This is a genomic window from Coprococcus sp. AF51-11b1, from assembly GCF_027682785.1.
Lineage (GTDB): Bacteria > Bacillota > Clostridia > Lachnospirales > Lachnospiraceae > Allocoprococcus > Allocoprococcus comes.
Genome location: NZ_JAQCZB010000006.1, coordinates 15,127 through 30,172 on the forward strand (window position 1 = coordinate 15,127; position 15,046 = coordinate 30,172).

Consider the following 15,046-nt stretch of genomic DNA (forward strand, 5'->3'; position numbering starts at 1 on the left):
TTCATAGAAGCAATTCAAACCTAGTATACTATAAAATATGACTTTTTTACAATCTTTTCATAAATTTTTCATTGATTTCTAAAAAACGCCTACTTATAATAGAGAGGACGACACTTAGGAGGTAGGTATGGATAACCAGAATAATAGAAATAAGCAGAATCTTCCGGGAAATAATAACCCGAATAATAAAAATAACCGCCAAAGATGGAATATTATATTATTTACCGTTATGCTGATCTCGTTTATCGTATTTGCGCTGTATCAGTTCCGGGAAGACACAGATGCCCGGGAGATTACCTATGATCAGTTCCTGAACATGGTAGATTCCGGGGAAGTTAAGAAAGTTGTGATCGAGGATGACAAGATTGTGATCACAGCGAAGACAGAAGCTGAGATGAAGAACAGCAAGAAAAAAGGCGCTTCTGAGAGCGATGTGGTCGAAGGTTCTGTAGCAGATAACAACGACAGCAGCAGTAAGGACAGCAGCGATGACAGTACAGGTCTGTTCAGTAATGTGACAAGGAAGCAGTATTATACCGGTATTGTGAAGGATGATACCCTTTCGGACAGACTGTATAAAGCAGGTGTTGAGTATGAACAGAAGATACCGGATTCTACATCTTATATGGTGATGAATCTTCTGGTCAACATTGTTCCGCTTGTGATCATGATCGGTCTGGGCGTGATGCTGATGCGCCGTATGACAAAGGGTGGCGGCATGATGGGCGTTGGCAAGAGCAATGCCAAGATGTATGTGGAAAAATCTACCGGAGTCACATTTAAGGATGTAGCCGGTCAGGATGAAGCAAAAGAATCCCTGCAGGAAGTAGTCGATTTCCTGCATAACCCTGGCAAATACACCGGAATCGGAGCGAAGCTTCCGAAGGGAGCACTTCTTGTAGGTCCTCCCGGAACCGGTAAGACACTTCTTGCAAAAGCAGTTGCCGGAGAAGCAAAAGTACCGTTCTTCTCTCTTTCGGGTTCTGCATTTGTTGAGATGTATGTCGGTGTCGGAGCGTCAAGAGTACGTGACCTCTTTAAGCAGGCACAGCAGATGGCGCCGTGTATTATTTTTATCGATGAGATCGATGCAATCGGAAAAAGCAGAGATTCACAGCTTGGTGGCAATGATGAAAGAGAACAGACATTGAATCAGCTCCTTGCAGAGATGGATGGATTTGACAGTAATAAAGGTCTTCTGCTTCTTGCGGCAACGAACCGTCCGGAGATCCTGGATCCGGCGCTTCTCCGTCCGGGAAGATTTGACAGGCGTATCATCGTAGATAAGCCAGATCTCAAGGGACGTATTGATGTCCTGAAAGTACATGCCAAAGATGTTAAGATGGATGAGACAGTCAATCTGGAAGAGATTGCACTTGCAACTTCCGGGGCAGTCGGTTCTGATCTTGCCAATATGATCAACGAGGCTGCGATCAATGCAGTAAAAAAAGGAAGAAATGTTGTATCCCAGGCAGACCTTTTTGAGGCTGTTGAGGTCGTTCTTGTGGGTAAAGAGAAGAAAGACCGTATCATGAGTCAGAAAGAACGCCGTATCGTATCATACCATGAAGTCGGTCATGCACTGGTAACTGCCCTTCAGAAGGACGCAGAACCGGTACAGAAGATTACAATCGTTCCGAGAACCATGGGTGCACTCGGTTATGTGATGCAGACACCGGAGGAAGAAAAGTTCCTGAATACCAAGGCTGAGCTGGAAGCAATGCTGGTGACAGCCCTTGCAGGACGTGCAGCAGAGGAACTGGTGTTTGACACAGTTACAACCGGAGCATCGAACGATATTGAGCAGGCAACCAAGATCGCAAGAGCGATGGTAACACAGTATGGTATGTCTGAAAAATTCGGACTTATCGGACTGGAATCTATCCAGAACCGTTATCTGGACGGAAGAGCTGTTATGAACTGCGGAGAGGCAACCGCGGCAGAAATCGATCAGGAAGTTATGAAGATGCTGAAGGGAGCATATGCAGAAGCGAAGAGAATGCTTTCCGAGCATCGTGAAACGATGGATCAGATCGCCGGATTCCTGATTGAGAAAGAGACGATCACCGGAAAAGAATTCATGAAGATTTACCGCAGATGTGAAGGAATTCCGGAACCGGAAGAAAAGAAAGAAGAGAATCCTGTAAAAGAGCAGACGATCGAGATGCCGAAGAAAGAGGCAGATACCGAAGCTGCACAGCAGGAAGAGAAAGAAACGCAGAAGAAAGTAGAAAGAGATGAAGACGGATTCATCCTTCCGCAGAAGCGTGACTAGTCTAAAATAACAGAAGATGCAGAGGTTTCAGAACAATAGGTTCTGGAGCCTCTTTTTTCTGTAGATTCTTTCGAAAGAATGACTTGTATTGTCTGCAGGAAGCAAGGTATAATGTGACTATGGAAAATCAGACATTTATTATTGAAGACGAACTTAAAAAACTTCCTGGGAAACCGGGAGTCTATCTGATGCATGGGGAAAAGGACGAGATCATTTATGTTGGAAAGGCGATCAGCCTGAAGAACCGTGTCAGACAGTATTTTCAGCCGAGCAGGAACCGGGGGGCCAAGATTGACCAGATGGTGACGCATATCACCCGGTTTGAGTATATCGTGACGGATTCGGAACTGGAAGCACTGGTTCTGGAATGCAATCTGATCAAGGAACACCGGCCAAAGTACAATACGATGCTGATGGATGATAAGAGTTATCCATTTATCAAAGTGACAACCGGCGAAGCATATCCAAGGATTATGATGGCAAGGCAGATGAAGAAGGACAAGTCAAAGTATTTCGGCCCTTATACCAGTGTGACGGCGGTAAAAGATACGATCGAACTGATCCGGAAGCTTTACCGTCTGCGTAGCTGTAACCGCATCCTTCCGCGCGATATCGGGAAAGAAAGATGCTGTCTCTATCATCATATCAAGCAGTGCGATGCACCGTGTCAGGGGTATATTTCGCAGGAAAAATACAGAGAGTCGGTTGATGAAGTACTCAAATTCCTGGGAGGAAATTATGATAAAATCTTAAAGGATCTGGAGAAAAAGATGCAGGAGGCATCGGATGATCTGGAATTTGAGAAAGCAATTGAATACCGGGAGCTTCTGCACAGCGTGAAGCAGATTGCACAGAAGCAGAAGATTACCGATACAGGGGGCGAGGACCGGGATATTGTGGCTCTTGCAAGAGAGCATGAGGATGCGGTGGTACAGGTATTCTTTATCCGCAATGGTCGTCTGATCGGCAGAGATCATTTTTATCTGCGGATTGCCCAGGGAGATGAAAATGCAGAGATCCTCTCCAGCTTTATCAAGCAGTTTTATGCCGGAACGCCATATATTCCGGGCGAACTGATGCTTCCGGTGGAACCGGAAGAGCGGGAGATCCTGGAAGCATGGCTTGGAGAAAAACGTGGGCATAAGGTTCATTTCCGTATTCCGAAAAAAGGGGAAAAAGAAAAGCTTGTTGAGCTTGCGGCGAAAAATGCAAAGATGGTACTGGAAAAAGATAAGGAGCGTATCAAGCGTGAAGAAGGAAGAACGATCGGTGCAGTAAAAGAAATAGAAAAGTTGCTTGGTCTTAATAACCTGGTGCGCATGGAGGCGTATGATATTTCCAATACCAATGGATTTGCCTCGGTAGGGTCGATGATCGTTTATGAGAGGGGCAAACCGAAACGAAACGATTATCGTAAGTTCCACATCAAGGGTGTGCAAGGGGCGGATGATTATGCAAGTATGCGTGAGGTCCTCACCAGAAGATTCCGGCATGGTCTGGAGGAACAGAAAAGCGGGAAAGAGCTGGGAAGTTTTAATGTTTTTCCGGATCTGATCATGATGGATGGTGGAAAAGGACAGGTTAATATAGCACTGGAAGTACTGGATGAACTTCATATATCCATTCCGGTATGCGGTATGGTCAAAGATGACCACCATCGGACGAGAGGTATCTACTATCAGAATATCGAGATTCCGATCGACCGCAATTCCGAAGGGTTTCGGCTGATCACAAGAGTGCAGGATGAGGCACACAGATTTGCTATAGAATTTCACCGGAAACTGCGTAGTCAGGGACAAGTGCATTCGATCCTGGATGATATTCCGGGAATCGGACCTGCGAGAAGGAAAGCACTGATGCGGACATTTGCCAGCCTGGATGAGATTAAGAATGCAGAGGTGGAAGAGTTGAAAAAAATTCCATCAATGGATGAAAAATCGGCAAAAAACGTGTATAATTTTTTCAGGGGAAGCGAAAAGGAAGATACAGAAGCTACTCTGATGGAAGAACAATAAAAGGAGACAGGACTATGGGAGTTACATTAACAAAAATCGTAGAGAAGATGGAACTTAGAAATCTTACTCCGGATGTCGATATGACACAGCGGGAAGTAAAAATTCCGGATATTAACCGTCCGGCACTTCAGCTCGCCGGATTTTTTGATCATTTTGATTGCGAACGGATTCAGCTTATCGGATATGTAGAGTACACTTATCTGCAGACACTGGAATATGAGCATAAGATGAGAATATATGATACACTGCTTGAGTATGGGATTCCATGCTTTATTTTCTGCAGAAATCTGCAGCCGGATCCGGAATTTCTGGAGAAAGCAGTGAAGAACAATATTCCGGTATTTATTACGGATAAACAGACTTCTTCCTTTTCAGCAGAACTGATCCGCTGGATGAAAGTGGAACTGGCACCGTGTATTTCAATTCACGGGGTACTGGTGGATTGTTATGGAGTCGGTGTTCTGATCATGGGAGACAGCGGTATCGGTAAAAGTGAGGCGGCACTGGAGCTGATCAAGCGAGGTCATCGTCTGGTAACAGATGACGTGGTGGAGATCCGGAAGGTCAGTGATGATACTCTTGTTGGTACAGCACCGGATATTACCCGCCATTTTATTGAACTTCGCGGAATTGGTATCATTGACGTAAAGACGCTGTTTGGTGTGCAGAGTGTAAGAGAGACACAAAATATTGATCTCGTCATTACGCTTGAGGACTGGAACAAGGATCGCGAGTACGACAGGCTTGGACTTACTGAGGAGTATACAGAATTTCTTGGTAATAAGGTTGTATGCCACAGTATTCCAATCCGCCCGGGACGTAATGTTGCCATTATCGTAGAATCAGCGGCAGTCAACCACAGACAGAAACAAATGGGCTATAACGCAGCTCAGGAGCTGTACCGCCGGGTACAGGAAAATCTAAAAAAGAATATGTAAGGAGCAGGAGACAGATGAAATATTGTTTTGGTATCGATATAGGCGGAACGACAGTAAAGATGGGACTTTTTCAGGAAGACGGAGAGCTTCTTGACAAATGGGAGATCAAGACACGTACTGAGAACCAGGGAGAAGCAATCCTCCCGGATATTGCGCAGGCAGTGAAAGCAAAGATGGCAGAAAAGAAACTGGTGAAGGAACAGATCATCGGACTTGGAATGGGGCTTCCGGCACCGGTAACCGAGGATGGAATTGTTCAGAATACAGCAAATCTTGGATGGGGATACAAAGAAGTGACACGTGAACTGGAAGAGCTTCTTGACGGAATGAAAGTGATTCCGGGGAATGATGCAAATGTAGCTGCGCTTGGTGAGATGTGGAAAGGTGGCGGAAAAGGTCACAAGAATGTTATTATGGTTACCCTTGGAACCGGTGTTGGCGGTGGAATCATCGTGGATGGAAAGTGCCTTGTAGGGGCACACGGTGCTGGCGGAGAGATCGGTCATCTGTGTGTAAACTACCAGGAGACAGAAACCTGTGGATGTGGAAAGAAAGGCTGTCTGGAACAGTATGCTTCTGCAACAGGAATCACAAGACTTGCCAATATGCGTCTTGCAAAAGATGAGAAACCAAGTACCCTCAGAAATGTGGCAGAGATGTCTGCGAAAGAAGTGTTTGATGCAGTGAAAGCCGGAGACGAAGTTGCAATCGAAATCGCAACTGAATTTGGAAAGTATCTGGGACATGCGCTGGCGAACCTTGCAGCTGCCTGTGATCCGGCGGTTATCGTAATCGGCGGAGGGGTATCAAAAGCCGGAGAGGTTCTGCTGGATTACATCAAAGGTCCATTTAAAGAAATGGCATTCTTTGCAGACAAAGATACAGAATTTGCACTCGCAGAACTTGCAAATGATGCAGGAATCTGCGGAGCAGCAAAACTGGTACTGAAATAAGTGAAAGATATTATAAAAAAACAAAAATCTTGTGAGAAATATTTAACATTCTTGCAAGATTTTTGTTTTTTATAGAAGAAAATGCAGAATAACAAATGTTTACATTTGACATTCTGCACAAAATGATGTAGACTTATCGTAGTAACATTATTAAATAAGCCTATGAACTCTAAAAAATTGTGAAAAGGAAGACAAAATGATAATACGTAAAACATTAAGAGAGCAAGTAGTTGAAATTTTAAGACATAAGATTTTATCAGGAGAGATCAAACCGGGAGAACGAATTATAGAGGCAAAAGTAGCAGAAGAGCTGAAAGTCAGCAGAGGTCCCTTAAGAGAAGCTCTCAGGCAGATTGAAGAAGAAGGGTTGGTTGTATATGAAGCGCAGAAAGGCTGCGTAGTAAAGACGATGACTTATGAAGAGATGCAGGAAACATACCTGATCCAGTCTACGCTTGAGAAACTGGCAGTGCAGATGTGCGGGGGAGAGATCAGCAAAGAACAGGATGAAGAGATGCAGAAGCTTGTCCTTTCCATGGAGAAAGCGGCCAATCAGAAAAATCTGTATGATGTTATAAAATTCGATGAACAGTTCCATGAATGTATTGTGAAGACCGCACACAGTGAAAAACTTCATAGAATCTGGAAAATACTGGAAGGAGGGAATACGGCGGCATATTATACGATGGATACAAAAACTCTGGTACCATTTGATGTGGTCCACATCAATCATCAGAGAATTTTGGATCTGTTTCATAAAGGGACAGTCGAAGATATCTGTAAAGAGATAGAATTACACTACATGGTTGTCCCGCATGTTCTGTATGAAAATCAAAAGAAAAAAGGAGAAAGGAACTGAAGGTATGGTTAAATTTATTGGGAAAAGGCTGGCATATGCTGTTTTGACATTGTTCTTGATTACGACAGCGACATTTTTCTTGGTAGCAGGTGCTCCCGGAGATCCGATCGCTGCGAAGGTTGGTCAGATGCCTGAACAGGCACAGCAGATTATCCGTGAGAAATACGGACTCGATCAGCCGGTAGTAAAACGGTATACAACTTATATGAAGAATCTTCTTACAACAGGAGACTTCGGAGAATCTATTATTTATACCGGTCAGTCAGCAAATGACATTATTAAAAACAATACGCTGGTATCAGCGAAGATAGGTTTGTTGGGACTACTCTTCCAGACAACGATTGGTATATGTCTTGGAATGGTAGCGGCTCTTAACAGGGGAAAACCGGTGGATCATGTCATAAGGGTACTCGTTGTATTAGCTATTTGTGTTCCTAGTTTCGTATTTGCATCTGTATTGCAGTATTTTCTGGCATTTAAGTGGAAACTGGTGCCGGTATTCGGCTGGGGACAAATGAAACATTATATTCTTCCGGTTGCCGCATATGCGATCGGCGGTATCGCATCTTATACAAAATATATGAGAAGCAGTACCTTATCTGTTATCGGAGAAGATTATATTATTACAGCAAAAGCAAAGGGATGTACAAAGAAGAGAGTTGTACGGAAACATGTTTTGAGAAATGCAATGCTTCCTATCATTACTATGATCGGACCTTCTCTGGCAGGAATTTTTGCAGGATCATTCATCCTTGAACGTATGTTTGCGATTCCGGGACTTGGATTCTACTATGTAAAAGCAGTTTCGGATAATGATTATACGATGGTAATCGGTCTTACAATTTTCTTTGCTATTTTGTTCGTTGGCTCGCTGATTGTAGTAGACATTCTGTATGGAATCGTCGATCCGAGAATCCGAGTTGCAAAAGGTAAGAAATAGGAGGGCTTCTGATGAGTACAAAAGAGGTAGTAATGACAGAAGAATGGAATGAATCAGATGATTTTAAACGTGTTGGGACGGAAGGATTATCTGGTGAAGATATCGGAGAGAAATCCCTGACCTATTGGGCGGATGTCTGGAGAAGATTCAGGGAAAACAAACTTGCAATATTTGGTCTTATATTATTAGGCCTGATCGTAGTGCTCCTGTTTATCGGACCAATGGTCACAGGACAGGATTATCAGCTGATCGATGCGTCGATCAAGAATCAGGGACCAAGCAGTGCACACTGGTTTGGTACAGATGATATGGGAAGAGATCTCTTTACCCGTGTCTGTGTAGGTGGACGTATTTCAATTTATATTGGTTTATGTTGTACATTGGTAATGTTTGTGATCGGAGCACTTCTTGGAGCGCTGGCAGGATTAAAAGGCGGACTGGTAGATGACATCATCATGCGTATCTGCGAATTTATCGGAAACCTGCCATATCTGATCATTGTAGTAATTTTATCCATGGTACTTGGAAGAAGTATGTTCTCCCTTGTTTTTGCAATGAGCCTTACCGCGTGGGTAGGAACCGCGCGTATGGTAAGAGGACAGATCCTTCAGATCAAGGAACAGGATTATGTGCAGGCAGCAACAGCACTTGGTGCATCAACCGGACGTATTATTGTCAAACATCTTCTTCCGAATACACTTGGAATTATTATGGTTGATATCACGATGTCAGTTCCGGGATTTATTTTCAGTGAGGCTTTCTTAAGTTATATCGGACTTGGAGTAAGACCACCGGAAACCAGCTGGGGAGCACTTGCATCAGCAGGACAGCAGCAGCTTATGTTTTACCCACATGAATTGTTCTTCCCATGTCTGATGATCGTACTTACAATGCTGACTTTCCATCTGATCGGTGATGGACTTTCAGATGCATTGGATCCGAAGCTGAGAAAATAAAAGGGGGAACTACAAGATGAAAGAAAAAATACTGGAAGTGAAAAACCTGGAGGTATCTTTCAAGACCTATGCCGGAATCTCACATGCAGTAAGAGGAATTGATTTTAATCTGCATAAAGGAGAAACTCTTGCGATTGTAGGAGAGTCTGGCTGTGGTAAGACAGTATCTTCAAAAGCAATCATGCGATTGCTTCCAGAATCGAACACAATAATAGGTGAAAACTCTGAAGTATTGTTCCACGGGGAAGATCTTCTGAAAAAGTCAGAAAATGAAATGGTTTCCATTCGAGGAAGCAAGATTTCAATGATTTTCCAGGATCCAATGACTTCACTGAATCCGACCATGAAGATCGGAGATCAGATTGCAGAAAGTATTCTGATTCATAGACAGATTTCTAAAGAAGAAGCATATAAAGAAGCTTTAGAAATGCTGCAGCTGGTTAAAATACCAAATGCAGAAAAACGAATGAAACAGTATCCGTTTGAATTTTCAGGCGGTATGAGACAGAGAGCGATGATCGCAATCGCACTTGCATGTAAACCGGAGATCCTGATTGCGGATGAGCCGACAACTGCTCTGGACGTAACCATTCAGGCACAGATTATGGAACTGATCGGAGAACTGCAAAAAGAACTGGATATGGCGATGATCCTCGTAACCCATGACTTAGGTGTTGTAGCGAGTGTTGCAGATAAGATTCAGGTGATGTATGCAGGAAAAATTGTAGAACGTGGTGATGTACGAGAGATTTTCTATCAGTCTACACATCCTTATACGAGAGCTCTTCTGGATTCCGTTCCGAAGATTCATTCTACAAACAAAGAAACATTATATTCCTTAAAAGGAACGCCGCCGGATCTTATCAATCCGCCGGTTGGATGTTCTTTTGCTCCGCGTTGTGAGTATGGAATGAATATCTGCAGAAAGAAATATCCGGAGCTTACAAAATTCAGTGATACACAGGAATGCAACTGCTGGCTTCATGATCCAAGAGCGGATGTGAGCAATCTTCCTGAGAATATGATAAGGAGGAGACAGTAACCATGGATAAAAAAGAAGTACTGATCGAAGTGAAAGACCTGAAGAAATATTTTCAGGTTGGAAGAAACCAGACACTGAAGGCAGTGGATGGGGTAAACTTTAAGATCTATAAAGGTGAGACTCTTGGAATCGTAGGAGAATCCGGCTGTGGTAAAACAACCTGTGGAAAGACAGTTATGGGGCTTTACAAGGCTACAGGCGGTGAAGTTCTTTTTGACGGAGTTGATATTAATAAACTGAATAAAAATGAAAAGAAAGAGTTTACAAAGAGAGCTCAGATTATTTTCCAGGATCCATATTCTTCACTGAATCCGAGAATGACAGTCGGTGACATCATCGGGGAAGGAATTGACATTCACAAGCTTTATACCGGAAAAGAACGCCAGGAAAAGATTTATGAATTACTGGAACTGGTCGGACTTAACCGAGAACATGCGCTTCGTTTCCCTCATGAATTCTCAGGCGGACAAAGACAGCGTATTGGAATCGCAAGAGCACTTGCTATCGAACCAGAATTCATCGTTTGCGATGAGCCGATTTCAGCTCTTGACGTTTCCATTCAGGCACAGGTTGTCAACCTGCTGATCGAACTTCAGCAGAAGAAAAACCTGACCTATCTCTTTATCGCACATGACCTGTCTATGGTAAAACATATTTCAGACCGTGTCGGTGTAATGTATCTGGGAAATATGGTTGAATTTGCAGAGAGTGATGAATTATATCAGAATCCACTTCATCCATATACAAAAGCGTTGATGGCAGCGATTCCGATCCCGGATCCGGACACAGAAGAACAGAAGAAGAGAATTCGACTCGAGGGAGAGATCCCAAGCCCGGTTAATCCAAAACCTGGATGCAGATTTGTGACGAGATGCAGATATGCAACAGAAAAATGTCATCAGGAGACACCGCAGCTTGAAGAACTCAAACCGGAACACTTTGTAGCTTGTCATAGAGCAAAAGAGTTGATGGAAGATCACCCGCAAGAGTAATCTTGCTGGATATAAAGGAGGAAGACTATGAAAAAAAGAAAAACATTAGCGATGGGACTCGCAGTAGCAATGGCAGTCAGCTGTCTTGCCGGATGTGGCGGAGATGACAAAAAAGCTAGTTCTGACGGAAAAACAGAACAGGTTCTGAATATCTCCAACAACAGTGTGGTTGTCGGACTGAACCCGCTGATCAACACAACTGGCCCGGATAACTCAGCATTTAACATGGTATTGGATCCACTCGTTAAAAGAGTAACTCAGGAAGGAAATACCTATAAAATCGTGCCTGCTGCAGCAGAGAGCTGGGATATCAGTGAAGATGGACTTACTTATACTTTCCACATGAACAAAGATGCGAAGTGGAGCGATGGAACGAAAGTAACTGCAAATGACTTTGAATTTACTTTCCAGAAGATGGCAACTCCATCCGTTGCAGCAACAAATGCATGGCTGTTTGATGGAATTATCGAGAACTTCTCAGAAGCTCTTTACGATCAGGGAAAGAAACCGGAAGAAATCGGTGTACATGCCATTGATGAAGATACACTGGAAATCAAAATTATCCACCCGGCATCTTACTTCCTGGAACTGGTTTCCTCATCAGCTTATCCGGTAAACAAAGCAATGTATGAAAAACTCGGAAGCGACTATGCAACATCAGAAACAAAGACTGTATTTAACGGACCTTTCAAGATTGAAAGCTGGAGTCAGAATACAGAGATGGTATTGGTAAGAAATGATCAGTACTGGGGAGCCGACGATGTGAAGCTTGACAAGATCAATAGCAAGATCATTCAGGAATCAGGTACTGCAGTTCAGTCTTATATCAACGGTGAACTGGATGTGATCGGTACAACGGATGCAAACTGGGGAAAGACTATCGAAGAACAGGGAGAATCTGAATCTTATCAGGTTCCGGATAGTGCACCGGAATTCTTCATGCTGAATGCAGCAAACGAATATCTGTGCAATGAAAAGATCAGACAGGCTTTATCAGTAGCTTATGACCGTCAGGAAATGATCGATACTCTTCGTAATGGAAAAGGTGTTCCGATTTATTCTATGATGCCAGATACCATTCAGGTTGGGGAAAAAACATACACAGAATTAGTTGGCGGAAAGAACCATTTCGTTCAGGAACTTCAGGATGAAATCAAAGATCCGAAAGCTTTACTTATTGAAGGGTTAAAAGAACTTGGTAAAGATCCAGACCCGTCAAAAGTGACAATCCGTTATGCAAGCCGTGGTACATCTGAAGTATCTAAAAAGATTGCTGAATGGATGAAACAGCAGTGGGAAAGCGTTCTTGGAATCAATATCGAAATCGATATGATGGAATGGAACATCATGTGGGATAAGATTGACGCCGGTGATTACGATATCGCAACAGGCGGCTGGGGACCATACTACAATGAACCAAGTGCTCTTCTTCAGTTATTCGATCCGGATAATGGATATTTCAACGCAGAAAAGACAGGATGGTCTGGAGAAGATCCTAAGAAATATCAGGAACTTCTGAATGAAGCAAAATTTGAAGTTGATGACCAGAAGAAGGCAGAGCTTTATCTGCAGGCAGAAGAACTGGTTGTTAAGTCAGGACTGATCGAACCTACTTATGTTGAAGAAGCACCTACATTTGTTAAGAAATATGTGAAGAACTACTTCGTTTCTACAGTTGGTCAGGTTGATTTCTCAAAGGTTTATATTGAAAAATAGCATGTCTTTTAGAGATATAAATTAAACAAAAATGTCATAGAGGTTGCAAAACCTCTATGGCACTTTAAGGTAAAAAATAAAAGTAAATGGAGAAATGATTATGTATGTAATTAAAAATGGAACCATTCATACCGGAACGGGTGAAGTGCTCGAAAACTATGATATCTTAATCGAGGGGAAAAAGATTAAGAAAATCGAAAAGAATATTTGCGAAGCGGATGCAGAAATTATCGATGCAACCGGAAAACAAGTTTTCCCTGGTTTCATCGATCCACATTCTTCTATCGGAGCTATGGGGATTCCGACTCGTTACAGAGATAATGCAGAAACTACAAATGTAATCAATCCGGATCTGAGCGTGAAGTATGCCATCGATCCAGATGAAGTGAATGCACAGGAATTCTACAAATCAGGAATTACATCTGTTGGATTTTCACCGGATCACAGCAATGTGATCGGAGGACAGATTACAGTGTGTAAGACAGCTCCGGATCATATGGCAAACCGTATTGTAAAAGAGCACGCAGCAATGAAGGGGAGCGTATGCTCAACCGTTAAGGATGTATATGGTGCAAGTAACCAGATGCCGAAAACAAGAATGGGAATTTTCCATTTGCTCAAAGAAGCAATCAGAAAAGATGACCTTTTGAAGAAATATCAGATGCCATTTGTCATCGCAGCAGAAACTGCAGGTGAGATTCAGTGTCTTATGGAGCTTCTGAAAGATGAAGATATCCAGCTTACAATCGTAGATGGATTTGAATTCGGCGATGCGATTGAAGAACTGAAAGAAAAGAAAGTTGGAATTATCTTTGGTAATTTCAGCAATCTGTCACAGATTTCCAAACATGAAATCGACCTTTCCAGATTAAAAGAACTGGTAGAAAACGGAAACCGCATCGCATTTACAAACACATGCAAAGGTGCTTCTGAAGGTAGAGAAGTATTCATCTGGAGTGCAATCGAAGTATATCGTGCAGGAATCGATGCCGAGGATGTAGTAAAAATGATGACGATCCAGCCAGCCGAGATGCTTGGTGTTGCAGATCAGATCGGAAGTATCGAAGTTGGAAAAGACGCGGACATCACAATTTACAGTGATCATCCTGTAAAATCTTATGCGGCACACGTACAGTTTTGTATGATAAATGGAAAGGTGGTATTATCGTAATGCAGACATTAATCAAAAATGGTATTTTGTATACAATGACAGAGGATAAGGGCATCTTTCAGGGGGATATTCTCGTCGAAGGAACAAAGATCAAAGAAGTAGCAGAACATATCAGTGAAGACTGCTTAGAGGATGGAGATAAGCTCATTGAGGCAGAAGGATATTATGTTCTTCCGGGACTTATCGATGCACATTCTCACATCGGATTATTTGATTTCAATGTGGATCCGGGTGTAGACGATGCCAATGAGATGACAAATCCGGTTACTCTTTCTGTTGATGCACGTTTTGGAACAAATCCAAAAGCAAGAGAATTTAAAGTAGCTTATGAGCACGGAATCACAACCATGCTTCTGACTCCGGGAAGCGGAAATGTATTTTGCGGACTTCCGTTTGCACTTAAAACTTATGGAAACAATGTGTTTGATATGACAATCAAATCTCCATGTGCTGTAAAGATTGCTCTTGGCGGTAATCCGAAAAATACATACGGAGATCAGAGAAGACTTCCGATGACAAGAATGGGAATCGCTAAGGTTCTGGATGATACCTTTGCAAAAGCAAAGAAATACATGGAAGACAAAGAACAGAATAAAGAAGTGGAGTATGATCCGGATATGGAAGCTCTTTGCCTGGCTTTAAAAGGAGAAATTCCATGTAAGATCCACTGTACACAGTATGATATGCTCACAGCAATCGAGATTGCGAAAAAATACAACGTACACTTCTCATTAGAACATGCATGGGGAGCAACCGATTATCTGGATGAAATCGTGGAAAGCGGATGCGATATATGCTACGGACCGATTGCAACTTACCGTAGCCCTGGAGAACGTAGAAAAATCGATGTGGAAGCTGTAAAAATGCTGGATGACAGAGGGGTGAATGTGGCGATGATCACTGATTCACCGATTCTGAGTGAAGAATCCCTGTATCATCATGTGGGAGAAGCAGTGCGTGAAGGACTTGCACAGGAGAGAGCAGTAAGAACGGTTACGATCAATGCTGCAAAAGTGCTGGGCGTAGAAGACCGTCTGGGAAGCCTGGAAGAAGGAAAAGATGCAGATATTATTGTAATGAAAGGAAAACTCGGACTTGATACCGATGCGATGGTATACTATACGATGATTGAAGGTAAGATCGTATATCAGAAATAGAAACCAGATTGATAGATAAAAAAGAGAGATCA

General features: G+C 42.9%; 12 protein-coding genes. All 12 read left to right on the forward strand.

All coding sequences use genetic code 11. From position 1 onward, the window contains the following. The first annotated feature begins 127 nt into the window (after positions 1–127). The 12 genes from ftsH (at position 128) to PGY05_RS07245 (ending at position 15,014) form a co-directional block, all read left to right on the forward strand. Positions 128–2,275, forward strand: a complete 2,148-nt coding sequence (ftsH, locus tag PGY05_RS07190) for an ATP-dependent zinc metalloprotease FtsH (protein ID WP_055156964.1) — start codon at positions 128–130, stop codon at positions 2,273–2,275. A gap of 119 nt (positions 2,276–2,394) precedes the next feature. Further along, positions 2,395–4,290, forward strand: a complete 1,896-nt coding sequence (gene uvrC / locus PGY05_RS07195) for an excinuclease ABC subunit UvrC (protein WP_055156966.1) — start codon at positions 2,395–2,397, stop codon at positions 4,288–4,290. A 14-nt stretch (positions 4,291–4,304) separates the two neighbouring features. Further along, positions 4,305–5,228 (forward strand): HPr(Ser) kinase/phosphatase, encoded by a 924-nt coding sequence (hprK, locus tag PGY05_RS07200; protein ID WP_270475584.1) that lies wholly within the window; start codon positions 4,305–4,307, stop codon positions 5,226–5,228. A 14-nt stretch (positions 5,229–5,242) separates the two neighbouring features. Then, positions 5,243–6,181 carry an ROK family glucokinase gene (locus PGY05_RS07205; RefSeq protein ID WP_008374456.1) on the forward strand — a complete coding sequence of 313 codons (939 nt, stop codon included), beginning with the start codon at positions 5,243–5,245 and terminating at the stop codon, positions 6,179–6,181. Positions 6,182–6,377: 196 nt separating this feature from the next. Continuing rightward, complete coding sequence (locus PGY05_RS07210; protein ID WP_008374458.1) at positions 6,378–7,040, forward strand: GntR family transcriptional regulator; 663 nt, start codon at positions 6,378–6,380, stop codon at positions 7,038–7,040. A gap of 4 nt (positions 7,041–7,044) precedes the next feature. Then, complete coding sequence (locus PGY05_RS07215; RefSeq protein ID WP_044999327.1) at positions 7,045–7,980, forward strand: ABC transporter permease; 936 nt, start codon at positions 7,045–7,047, stop codon at positions 7,978–7,980. A gap of 11 nt (positions 7,981–7,991) precedes the next feature. Continuing rightward, positions 7,992–8,936 carry an ABC transporter permease gene (locus PGY05_RS07220; RefSeq protein ID WP_008374461.1) on the forward strand — a complete coding sequence of 315 codons (945 nt, stop codon included), beginning with the start codon at positions 7,992–7,994 and terminating at the stop codon, positions 8,934–8,936. A 16-nt stretch (positions 8,937–8,952) separates the two neighbouring features. Continuing rightward, positions 8,953–9,978, forward strand: a complete 1,026-nt coding sequence (locus tag PGY05_RS07225) for an ABC transporter ATP-binding protein (protein ID WP_022220294.1) — start codon at positions 8,953–8,955, stop codon at positions 9,976–9,978. Positions 9,979–9,980: 2 nt separating this feature from the next. Next, positions 9,981–10,970, forward strand: coding sequence for an ABC transporter ATP-binding protein (locus tag PGY05_RS07230; protein ID WP_022220293.1), 990 nt, complete (start codon positions 9,981–9,983; stop codon positions 10,968–10,970). A gap of 27 nt (positions 10,971–10,997) precedes the next feature. Beyond that, positions 10,998–12,686, forward strand: coding sequence for a peptide ABC transporter substrate-binding protein (locus PGY05_RS07235; protein ID WP_008374467.1), 1,689 nt, complete (start codon positions 10,998–11,000; stop codon positions 12,684–12,686). 100 nt (positions 12,687–12,786) lie between these two features. After that, positions 12,787–13,857 (forward strand): amidohydrolase family protein, encoded by a 1,071-nt coding sequence (locus tag PGY05_RS07240; RefSeq protein WP_055246734.1) that lies wholly within the window; start codon positions 12,787–12,789, stop codon positions 13,855–13,857. Further along, positions 13,857–15,014 carry an amidohydrolase family protein gene (locus tag PGY05_RS07245; RefSeq protein ID WP_008374474.1) on the forward strand — a complete coding sequence of 386 codons (1,158 nt, stop codon included), beginning with the start codon at positions 13,857–13,859 and terminating at the stop codon, positions 15,012–15,014. Before PGY05_RS07240 ends, PGY05_RS07245 begins: the two co-directional genes overlap by 1 nt. The last annotated feature ends 32 nt before the right edge of the window (positions 15,015–15,046 follow it).